General features: G+C 62.4%; 13 protein-coding genes. 10 read left to right on the forward strand and 3 right to left on the reverse strand.

The window, feature by feature from the left end:
• Positions 1 to 65: 65 nt before the first annotated feature.
• The 5 genes from QUV11_RS16740 to QUV11_RS16760 all read left to right on the forward strand — a co-directional run bounded on the left by QUV11_RS16740 (position 66) and on the right by QUV11_RS16760 (position 3,599).
• Positions 66 to 704 carry a glutathione S-transferase family protein gene (locus QUV11_RS16740; RefSeq protein WP_300884098.1) on the forward strand — a complete coding sequence of 213 codons (639 nt, stop codon included), beginning with the start codon at positions 66 to 68 and terminating at the stop codon, positions 702 to 704.
• Positions 705 to 706: 2 nt separating this feature from the next.
• Entirely contained in the window at positions 707 to 1,678 is a 972-nt protein-coding gene (locus tag QUV11_RS16745; protein WP_300884100.1) for a thiamine pyrophosphate-dependent dehydrogenase E1 component subunit alpha, read from the forward strand.
• Positions 1,675 to 2,712, forward strand: a complete 1,038-nt coding sequence (locus QUV11_RS16750; RefSeq protein WP_300884101.1) for an alpha-ketoacid dehydrogenase subunit beta — start codon at positions 1,675 to 1,677, stop codon at positions 2,710 to 2,712. Before QUV11_RS16745 ends, QUV11_RS16750 begins: the two co-directional genes overlap by 4 nt.
• Positions 2,712 to 2,942 carry a biotin/lipoyl-containing protein gene (locus QUV11_RS16755; RefSeq protein ID WP_300884102.1) on the forward strand — a complete coding sequence of 77 codons (231 nt, stop codon included), beginning with the start codon at positions 2,712 to 2,714 and terminating at the stop codon, positions 2,940 to 2,942. Before QUV11_RS16750 ends, QUV11_RS16755 begins: the two co-directional genes overlap by 1 nt.
• Positions 2,943 to 3,242: 300 nt before the next feature.
• Positions 3,243 to 3,599, forward strand: coding sequence for a hypothetical protein (locus QUV11_RS16760; protein ID WP_300884104.1), 357 nt, complete (start codon positions 3,243 to 3,245; stop codon positions 3,597 to 3,599).
• A 40-nt stretch (positions 3,600 to 3,639) separates the two neighbouring features.
• Here QUV11_RS16760 and crtY read toward each other — a convergent pair whose 3' ends face one another.
• Positions 3,640 to 4,815: a lycopene beta-cyclase CrtY gene (crtY, locus tag QUV11_RS16765; protein ID WP_300884106.1), complete on the reverse strand. Its 1,176-nt coding sequence runs from the start codon at positions 4,813 to 4,815 to the stop codon at positions 3,640 to 3,642.
• 88 nt (positions 4,816 to 4,903) lie between these two features.
• Between crtY and QUV11_RS16770 the strand changes: the two genes are divergently transcribed.
• Both QUV11_RS16770 and QUV11_RS16775 read left to right on the forward strand, forming a co-directional pair.
• On the forward strand, positions 4,904 to 5,695 hold the full coding sequence (locus tag QUV11_RS16770) for a sterol desaturase family protein (RefSeq protein WP_300884108.1): 792 nt from the start codon (positions 4,904 to 4,906) through the stop codon (positions 5,693 to 5,695).
• Between the two features lie 10 nt (positions 5,696 to 5,705).
• On the forward strand, positions 5,706 to 6,134 hold the full coding sequence (locus QUV11_RS16775) for a DUF2141 domain-containing protein (protein WP_300884109.1): 429 nt from the start codon (positions 5,706 to 5,708) through the stop codon (positions 6,132 to 6,134).
• A gap of 120 nt (positions 6,135 to 6,254) precedes the next feature.
• On the opposite strand, the gene QUV11_RS16780 is transcribed toward QUV11_RS16775, so the two are convergent.
• Positions 6,255 to 6,572: a hypothetical protein gene (locus QUV11_RS16780; RefSeq protein WP_300884111.1), complete on the reverse strand. Its 318-nt coding sequence runs from the start codon at positions 6,570 to 6,572 to the stop codon at positions 6,255 to 6,257.
• Between the two features lie 334 nt (positions 6,573 to 6,906).
• On the opposite strand from QUV11_RS16780, the gene QUV11_RS16785 reads away from it, so the two are divergent.
• The 3 genes from QUV11_RS16785 to QUV11_RS16795 all read left to right on the forward strand — a co-directional run bounded on the left by QUV11_RS16785 (position 6,907) and on the right by QUV11_RS16795 (position 8,879).
• Positions 6,907 to 7,356 (forward strand): pyridoxamine 5'-phosphate oxidase family protein, encoded by a 450-nt coding sequence (locus QUV11_RS16785; RefSeq protein ID WP_300884113.1) that lies wholly within the window; start codon positions 6,907 to 6,909, stop codon positions 7,354 to 7,356.
• A 103-nt stretch (positions 7,357 to 7,459) separates the two neighbouring features.
• The gene (locus tag QUV11_RS16790; RefSeq protein ID WP_300884116.1) at positions 7,460 to 8,395 is read left to right on the forward strand and encodes a hypothetical protein; all 936 of its coding nucleotides are present in this window, start codon (positions 7,460 to 7,462) and stop codon (positions 8,393 to 8,395) included.
• Positions 8,396 to 8,636: 241 nt separating this feature from the next.
• Entirely contained in the window at positions 8,637 to 8,879 is a 243-nt protein-coding gene (locus QUV11_RS16795) for a hypothetical protein (RefSeq protein ID WP_300884117.1), read from the forward strand.
• A gap of 129 nt (positions 8,880 to 9,008) precedes the next feature.
• Here QUV11_RS16795 and QUV11_RS16800 read toward each other — a convergent pair whose 3' ends face one another.
• The gene (locus tag QUV11_RS16800; protein WP_300884119.1) at positions 9,009 to 9,458 is read right to left on the reverse strand and encodes a hypothetical protein; all 450 of its coding nucleotides are present in this window, start codon (positions 9,456 to 9,458) and stop codon (positions 9,009 to 9,011) included.
• Positions 9,459 to 10,140 lie beyond the last annotated feature (682 nt).

The raw sequence follows: 10,140 nt of genomic DNA on the forward strand, positions 1-10,140 counted from the left end.
GCGAATGTCGTCATCGATGGCGGCTTCACCCAGCGCGTCCAGTTCTGATCCGGAGACACAGATCCATGAAGCTCTATCAATCGATTGGCCCCAATCCGCGCGTCGTGCTGATGTTTCTTGAAGAGAAGGGCGCGACCATCGACCGCACCTTTGTCGACATCATGGCGGGCGACAATCGCGCGCCGGAGTTCCTGAAGCTCAACCCGTTCGGCCAGGTGCCTTTGCTGGAAATGGATGACGGGACCTATCTGTCGGAAAGCACCGCAATCTGCGCCTATATCGAGGACAAGTTCCCCGAACCGGCGCTGATCGGCAGCACCGCAGAAGAACGCGCGGTCACCGCCATGCTGGTGCGCAGGCTCGATTATGATGTCGTCGCGCCGATGACGATGGGCTTTCGCGGCGCCGAAGGGCTGCCGATGTTCCAGAACCGGGTGCGCTGCCTGCCCGATGCCGCCGATGGCCTCAAGGCCTGCGCGCGCGATGGCCTCGCCGCGTTCGATGCGCTGCTCGCCGGCAAGACCTGGCTGGCCGGCGACCGGTTCACGCTCGCGGACATCATGCTCTATTGCCTCACCGAATTCGGCAAGCAGGTGGGCCAGCCGATGCCCGAAAACCTTGCCAACCTCAATGACTGGTCAGGCCGCGTCGCCGCCCGGCCCAGCGCCGCTGCCAGCATGAACGCCAAGACGGGGATCACCTGACCATGACCATCGATCGGGAAAAGCTGCTCGATATCTACACCCGCACGATGAAGGTGGCGGGGTTCGACGAAAAGATGCGCTCGCTGCTGATGAGCGGCAAGCTCGCCACCATCTATTACACGATGCGCGGGCAGGAGCTGGTGACATCGGCGATGATGGCCGCGCTCAACCAGGACGATTACCTCGTCACCACCTATCGCGGCCAGCATGACCAGATCGCCAAGGGCGTTCCGCTCGACTTGCTGATCGCCGAGATCGCAGGCCGCGCCACCGGCACCTGCAAGGGCAAGGGCGGGTCGATGCACATCACCCATCCGGCAACCGGGGTGATGGTCACGACAGGCGTGGTCGGATCGGGCCTGCCGATCGCCAACGGCCTGGCGCTGTCCAGCCAGAACAAGAAGGACGGCAAGGTCACCGTCACCTGCTTCGGCGATGGCGCGACCAACATCGGCGCGTTCCACGAGGCGCTGAACATGGCGCAGCTCTACAAGCTGCCGGTGATCTTCCTGTGCCAGAACAACCATTATGGCGAGCACACCGCCTTTGCCGACCACACCAAGGTCGACTCGATCGTCACCCGCGCCGCCGCCTATGGGATGAGGGGCGTCAAGGTCGACGGCAACGATGCCGTCGCGATGTATGCGGCAGCCAAGGACGCGGTGGATCGCGCGCGCGCAGGCGAGGGACCGACGCTGATCGAGGCGATGTGCTACCGCATGATGGGCCACTTCTTCGGCGCGGATTTCTCGTACATGCCGCCCGAGCATATCGAGGAAATGAAGGCGCAAGACCCGCTGCCCAAGCTCAATGCGCTGATGCTCGAGCACCAGTTTCCGCAGGCTGAGCTCGATGCGATTGTGGCGAAGCTCGCGGCGGAGCTCGACGCTGCGGTCGCGTTCGCGTTCGACAGCCCGTTCCCGGATGCCGACGAAATCCGCAAGGATGTATTCGAAGAGGAGATCGCCGCATGAGCGACACCGAAACACTCGAAGCTTCGGCGTCCAAGGCCAAGAAGCCCAAGCAGATCACCATGGTGCAGGCCTTGAACGCCGCGCTCGACGAGGCGATGGCCGCCGACGAGGGCGTCATCCTGCTCGGCGAGGATGTCGGCGCCAAACAGGGCGGCGGCGTGTTCAAGGTGTCGTCCGGCCTCAGCGAAAAATATGGCGACCACCGCATCCGCGCGACGCCGATTTCGGAGCAGGCGATCATGGGGGCGTGCGTCGGCGCGGCGCTGGCAGGCATGCGCCCGATCGCCGAGATCATGCTGATGAACTTCGTCACCGTGGCGATGGACCAGATCGTCAACCATGCCGCCAAGCTGCGCTTCATGAGCGGCGGGCAGACCAACGTGCCGATGGTCATCCGCACCACCACCGGGGTTGGCGTCGGCTTTGGCGGCCAGCATTCGGACATGCTCGAAGCCTGGTTCGCGCATGTGCCGGGCTTGAAGATCGTCACGCCCTCGAACGCCGCCGATGCCAAGGGGCTGATGCGCAGCGCGATCGAGTGCAACGACCCGGTGATCTTTATCGAAAACATCCTGTGCTACGGCCTCAAGTCCGAGGACCCCGGCGTCGATTACCGCGTGCCTCTGGGCAAGGCGGCGGTCGCGCGCGAAGGCAGCGACGTCACGCTGATCACCTATGGCCGCACCGTGCTCGATGCGCTGGAAGTTGCTGAAACGCTGGCCGGAGAGGGCGTGTCGGTCGAGGTCATCGATCTGCGTACGATCGCGCCCTATGACGAGGCGACCGTCACCGCTTCTGTCCGCAAGACCGGCCGCGCGGTGGTGCTGCACGAGGCGGTGCGGAGCTATGGCACCGGCGCCGAGATCGCCTCGCGGCTGCACGAGGCCCTGTTCAACGAATTGAAGGCCCCGGTGCAGCGCATCGGCGGCGCGTTCTCCGCGGTGCCGATGGCGAGCGTGCTCGAACAGGCGTGGATCCCGAGCAAGGACGAGATCGCAGACGCGATCCGTACGACAATGGAATGGAAGCGATAATGCCGGCCGAGATCAAGATCCCCAAATTGGGCATGAGCGTCACCGAGGTCACGCTGGTCGAATGGATGTTCGGTGATGGCGAGACCGTGGAAAAGGGCGATGTGCTCTATACCGTCGAGACCGACAAGAGCACCACCGAGATCGAGGCGCAGGACACAGGCGTGTTGCGCGTCACCGGTGAAGAGGGCGAAGCCTACAAGATCGGCGATGTGATCGGCACGATCGGATAGGGCCCGCTCAGGCGCATCGCCTTTATCCTCGGGGCAAGGCTAGCGATGGCAGCCGCGAATTAAGCTGCTATCCAGGCAAAGACCCCATGGCTGCGATGTGCCAAGGGTGATAGGCACGCGGGCTGCACCTAACCCGCCGCAAGGAGAAAGCCTCTGTCAGCCAGATCAGATCGCAAATCAATTTGTCAGGCGATTGCCGGAATTGACGTCGGTCTGACTCACTTCGAGTTGGACGGAGAGCACATCATTGCAGGCCCGTTCGCGACCATGACGCCGTTTTGCTGGGTTTTCATCCGGAAGATGCGCGACGAATATCGGATCGATTACGACACCGGCGTGATCGTCGCACCCGATAAGAAGATGACTCTGGAGAGCCTTCAACACGAGATCGGGGCGGGGGACTTCCTGTGGAAGCACAACGTCTATCCAAAGGAAATTTCGTCGTGTTCCATCACGGTGAAACGGCTTCCGTCCGACAGTCTGATCTCGCGAATTCGCGCTTTCCTGCTAGACCATTCGAAGTCGGAGGACGAAGCGGAGGCGTTTGCGCAGGCGGGAAATACCGAATTCCTCAAGGATTGTCGTCGACTCAAGCCCAAGGCTTACAACCAGAATCTGCTGGCAAAGCTGGCAGACCGCGTTCGTACGCAGAGTTGAGGCGCTTGGGGGTGGGGCGTGTGCCCGGTATCCCGCATGCCTAGCTCAACAACCCCCGGATCGCGCGCCAGATCGGCAGCGGCGGGCGGCCAGCCAGGACGCGGACCTTGTCGAAAAAGGTCGATTTGCCCGAATAGAACCGCGCGATGAGGCCATCGGGCAGGGTGTAGAAGCGTTCGAGCACCTTGTAGCGCTCGTCGGGTCCTGCGGCCTTGAACAGCATCTTGGTGAGCATCCGGTAGAAGCCGTCGGCCTCCCAATGATCGAGGCTGGTCTTGCGGCTCATCTCGGCGAGCGCTGCGCCCGACAGGTCGGGCATCTCGGCGATATGCGCGGCGAGGCGCACCGCATCGGGCAGCGAATAGCCGGTGAGGCCGTGGAACAATGCCGCGCGCGTGCCTGCCTTGGCGACATCGCCGCCGGTCGACTGCCAGTATCCGCCGAAATCGCCGCCATAGACCACAGGCAGCGCGCCGGTTTCGGTGCGGCTGACTCGCTCGACCTGCCAGCCCTTGGCATCGGCATAAGCGCTGATCCGGCCCGCCAGCGCCTGGGTGTCGAGCTCCGAGGTGTCGCTGTAATAGGTGTCCTCGACGAAGATCTCCATCGGGCTGATCGGCAGGCAATAGACGAAACGATAGCCGTCCATCTGCTCGACCGTCGCATCCATCACGATCGGCCGGGTGAGGCCATGCGGTTCGGACAGGTGCAGCATCTGCCCCATGAACTTCTGCCAGCCGCAGCGCAGGTGGCGGACATTGCCGCCGCCGCGCGCATCGATCACGCCGCCTGCCTCGATCCGCGCGCCGTTTTCCAGCACCACATTGGTCTGGCTTGCCGCCAGCGCACGCACCCCGGTGACGATGTGGTGCGCGGGCAGGGTTTCGCGCAGATACTCGTCGAACCGGTCGGACAGGATCGAGTAATAGCTCTCTTCGAGCGCGCGTTCGTGCCCGGGAAACTTGACGTCATACCCGCGCCAGCCATGGCAGACCAAGGGCGCGACCAGCCAACGGTGCTTGTCCGCGACATCGGGGCCGAAGAACGACCAGATATGGTTGCCGCCGAGCGACCCGCTCTCCTCGATCACCAGCACTTCAAGCTCGGGCCGCTTGCGGCGCAGCGCCAGCGCGATCAGTCCGCCGGCGAGCCCGCCGCCTAGGATCGCAACATCGCATTTAAGGGTTTTGCTGGAGAGATTGCGCGGAGATTTCATGTCCCCTCCGCCCTAGCGCAGCCAGCAGCGCAGGGGAAGGGTGCAGCGACCGCTTTGCACCGCAGCATAAGAACGCTACAGCAGGGCCATGCTCGGCTCCTCGCATATCGCCCTGTCGGCCCTGGCCATGACGCTGATCGTCGGCGTGCGCTATCTGCTGACCAGCGGGATGTTCGCCTGGATCACCGACAAGGTGCGGCCGGGGCTGTATAAGGGCATGAAGCCGCAGATCGGCCGTGAGATCCGCTGGTCGCTGTACAGCGCCGCGATTTACGGCATCCCCACCGGCGTGGTCGCCTGGGGCTGGCAGAACCATGGCTGGACCCAGGTCTATACCGACTGGACTGCCTATCCGCTATGGTATCTGCCGGTATCGGTGTTCGCGTTTCTGTTCGCGCACGATACCTGGTTCTATTGGACCCACCGCTGGATGCACCAGCCCAAATGGTTCCGCATCGCGCATGCGGTCCACCACGACAGCCGCCCGCCCACCGCCTGGGCGGCGATGAGCTTCCATCCGATCGAGGCGCTGACCGGCGCGATTGTGATCCCGGTGCTGGTGTTCGTGATCCCCATCCACGCGGCGATGCTGGGGCTGGTGCTGGCCACCATGACGCTGATGGGCGTGACCAATCACATGGGGTGGGAGTTGTTCCCGCGTTGGCTTGTTCATGGTGTGTTGGGCAAAGGCGTGATAACGGCCAGCCATCATCAGCACCATCATGCGCGCTACACCTGCAATTACGGGCTTTATTTCCGTTTCTGGGACAGGCTATGCGGGACGGACAAGGGGCTGGGGGAGTTCTCTGCAACGGGATCGCAACGCGTGCAGGCGGGTTCGGCGTCAGACGCTGTCCGCTCGGCACATTCTGGGAGTTGATATGGTGGCAATGCGCAAGACTTTGGCGCTCGCTCTGGTCGCGCTGTTGGCGCTGCCAGGCGCTGCGCCGTTGAGCGATATCGATATCTCGGTCGACCATCTGCGTTCGACCAAGGGGCTGCTGCAATTGTGCCTCACCGCCAACGAACGCAGCTTTCCGGGTTGCGAGGATGATCCTGCCGCCCGTCGGATGACCGTGCGCGCCAAGGACGCGGTCGCCCGGTTTGAAAATCTGCCCGTCGGCCAGTATGCGCTCGCGATCGTGCACGATGAAAACGGCAACAACAAGCTCGATACCTTTGCCGGCATCCCCAAGGAAGGCATCGGCTTTTCGCGCAACCCCAGCTTCAGCTTCGGACCGCCGCGTTTCTCCCAGGTGGTGTTCGTGGCGCAGGGCGCAGGCACCAGCCAGCGGGTGAAGATCAAATATTATCTGTGATCCGGCGCGCGGGGCGGCGTTGCGAAGAGGCAGCGTGGCGCCTGGCTCCCAGCGCTCTCGCCTATAGCGGGCAGGGGCCGACTGAGCGCAGGGCGACTCGGGCAACCCGGCGGCCGGCCGCTACCAGATATCCACCACCAGTTCGATCGAGCCTTCGCTCTTGTCCTTGGCGATATAGACGATCCGCGAAGGCACGATGCTTTTGCCGCGATAATCGAGGTCGACGACAAGGCTGATGGCGCCTTCGATCTCGATCAGCCCGCTGATCCGGTCATGCGCAAAATCGAGCGCGAAAAGCGCGTCAGGGGGGACATAGCCGGTGTTCTCCCGATCGCCGGGGCCGCCGAACCGTTCGGGGACGAAACGGATCTTCACCAGCTCGCCGCGCGCGACCAGAGCTTGCGCCTTTGCGCGGCTGGTGACCTTGGAAAAGTCCATATCCATCGCCTGTGCTCCCTCGCGGGGCGCCGCCCGCGCATGCGGGCTGGTCGCCAGGACGCATAAAGCCGCCGCCACCCCGGCTTTGAGCACACCTGCCCCGATATTCCGCATCACACCGCCCCCGCGCCTTGCCGCAGCATGACGCTGCCGTCTTATGCATAACGCCGCCGTTGCCCTGAGGGCAGTGCCGGGCCGGCAAACGCGACCGAAATGGACCAGTCCGCGCCGGTGCACGCATTCCCAAGCGCGTCACGACGCACGCGGCGTGGCCGGGGAACCATCCATGCTCTCGCGCGCATGCTTGGAAATGCTCGCGCGAGGAGACGCTCCGATGACCGATACCAATCCGCAGCAGCAGCTTGCAAACATCGCCAAGGCCATGAAAGACATCGATTTCGTGATGCTCAACACCCATGCGCAAGGCGGCGCGATCGGCGCGCGGCCGATGAGCAACAACCGCGAGGTCGATTACGACGGCGACAGCTATTATTTCACCTGGGAAGACTGCCGCATGGTCGACGATATCAAGCGCGACCCCAAGGTCGGCCTGTCGCTGCAGGGCAAGAAGTCGCTGCTCGGCGCGCCGGGCATCTTCATCGCGGTCGAAGGCAGTGCCGACATCGTCCGTGACAAGGCCGAGTTGGCCAAGCACTGGAGCAAGGACCTCGAGCGCTGGTTCGAGCAGGGCATCGACACCGAAGGCCTGGTCATGCTCCACGTCCGCGCGACGCGGGTGGCGTATTGGGACGGCGAGGACGAGGGCGATTTCGTGGTGGGGTGAGGGGTGCGAGCGAACCTCTCCCTTTCGGCGTACGGGTGGAAAGTCCGCAGCAATCAATGCTTGAAATGTAGGAAATGTTCTCCTCTGAATTGAGGAGCATCACATGCCCAACCCCGAGCCGAGAATTGCCTACAAGTCCTACCAGCGACAGGCATTTGAGCTGTATCTAAGGACAGGCAAACGCACTCAGTCGGGCGGAGCATCTCCCCGGCTCGAGCGCAAGTTCAACCCCTATCACGACCCGGAAAACGGCCAGTTCACCTTCGCGCCGGGCGGAAGTCGATCGGGCACTTCGCGCCAGACCGCTACCAGCGACAGCAATTCGTCGCAAACCATGCTGCCAGGCGGCAACACTACGCTGACGCTCGCGCAATACAGGCCGAACCCGCGGGCGCGGATCGGCGGCAATCGCGGACCGAGGCCGTACGACCCGATGACGCTCGAGCAGGCCTTCCCGGGCTTGAGCACCGCGCCCGGGAGTTCGATCATCGGGCTGGCCGATTACGCGCTCGGCATCACGGGACCGGCCAACCGGCTGACCGCGGAACTGGCAACCGCGGAGGTCAAAAGCCTGATCCAGCAGATCAGGAAGGTGGACCCGGAGTTCCAGTTCGACAGTCTAGGGTCGCCGACGACGTTTGAGGGGCAGATCAACCAGATTGAGACGCTGAGGATGCACCGCGCGGCAGCGTTTTACAACAAACGGGGAGATGTGAAGCCGCTGCAGGTGGAAGTTCTGCGGCAGATGCAGTCGAGTACGGACCGCGCCTATGAAGAAGGGCAGGCTCTATTCGAGGCTGGACGCCTGACGCCGCGCCTGTCGCGTAACGAAGCCATCGGCAATTATATCGATCGGTCTGTCAGGAGGGATATGAAAGGACTGTTCGTCCAATATGGCGTAGAACAGGGAGTAGGAAAGCCGGTCAGGGTTGGAGGACGCGAATATAATACATCCGGATCGGACCGAACTTACCGCATTCCAGATGTGCGGGTCGGCAGGATGGCGTATGATACTACCATGGAACGAAAATTGCAGTGAAAGCCTCAGATCCGAGGATTTTTCAGCTCCGATTTTGGACCGGAGTCTGCAGTGATCGTGCGCCCGAGTAAGCTCGGGCCGAAAAGCACCTACGCCATCAGAAAGCCGGGTAAATAAGATGCCAAACTCAAAAATCGATTACGATAAAATCTACATTCCTCAAAGCCGAGGGGATGTAGTGGATCAACTAGGATCGATGATGCTGTCCTCACCCAAGTTCAAATCCAGGCTACCTTGGGCATTGGAGGAGAATATCGACACCAACTTCTTCCAGCTCAATGAGGGATTGAAGTCCATCCGCCGCCAGATCGGCGAGGAGACTTACGCGCAGCTTATCGCGCTGTCGGACAAGATGCGCGCGCATTTCGAGGCGGACCCCGAGGACAAGACCGAGGACGGCCTCAAGGGTCGCGATTGCATCGATGAGATGATCGAGCTGCTCCGTGCGAGCCGCAGGCGCAAGGCGCCGCGCCCTCCCGGTTGACCGAACCGGCTGCCGGTCGCAGCCTGTGGCGCCAGGCTGGAGGCGGCGCTAGCGGCGCACGTCGGTAGAAACGGATCAACGCGTCGATCCGGAGCTGAGCCGGATGATCGCGCAGACACGGTCGGCCGGTCACCAGATTTCGAGGATAAACGCCATGTTGCCCATTCCCGGGCCCCGGCCGTAGCGCATATAGACGATGCGGGAGGGAACGAGGCTCTCATCTTCATATTCCGCCTCTATCCGCAGCTTTTCATGGTCCATCTTTATGGTCAGCTCCTTAAGCTGGTCTTCGATATAGTCTTTCGCCTCCAGCACATGCGGCGGCAGATAGCCGATATCATCAGGGTCATCCGGCTTGCCAGACCGTGCAGGAAACAGCCGGGCCCGCACAAGCACGCCCTGCTCGACCAGCTTGCGGGCTTCGACAGGCGTTATCACATCTGAAAAATCCAGCGCCTCAGGGTCCTCCTGCTTAAACGCCGTCATCCCTGCCTCCTGTGACGCCATTGTGCCGAGAAGCGGGGCCATCATCAGCCCGGCCAGACCCGCCAGCGCCAAAGCGATTTTGAAATGCCCCATTCTGTCGCCCCCGCGCTCCGCCGCAGCATTGCGCTATTGGGGGAGCATAACGCGGACACGACATGAGGTGGAGCCTCAAGCGCGCAAATGCGTCCGAAATGGAGCAGATCGTTGATGCAGTTGCCCGGCCACCATTCGTAGCAAGACCCGCTCAAGTTTGGGGCATTACAAGAATCTGAACACCCAAGGCCGGGTTGCACGTGGTTTGGAATTCCAGCTTCATTATTGACTTGTTGGAAAATGTTGCTGATATGTTCTTGCCGATCTTCCTTGTTGGAGCGGCAATATGCAGGGTTCGTCCGATGACAGACGCAATGGTTTTGCGACTTGGTTGCGAACGGGGCGCTGGCCTGATCGGACGCCCGCCGGTGCAATCGAGCGCAAGTACAATCCTTGGCACGATCCCGACAACGGTCGCTTCACCTTTGCCGGCACCGGGCGGCATTATGGGTCGGGCGAGCAGGGGCGTGCGGCACGACCGGCAAACCCGCCGCGTCGCAGGCCACCGCTCCGGGTCGATGTTCCGGGCCATCCTCCGCGCCGACCGGTTGGGGGCGGTGGTTCCTTCGGTGGCGGAGGTGCCAGTGGTTCATGGGACGCGAGGGAATCATCTGGTGGTCAGGCGAAGCCCAGGCCAAAACCGATTCCTCGAAGCGCGCCTGCGCAGGCTACCATCCTTCCA

Source organism: Blastomonas sp., assembly GCF_030373265.1.
In the GTDB taxonomy this organism is placed as follows: Bacteria; Pseudomonadota; Alphaproteobacteria; order Sphingomonadales; family Sphingomonadaceae; genus Blastomonas.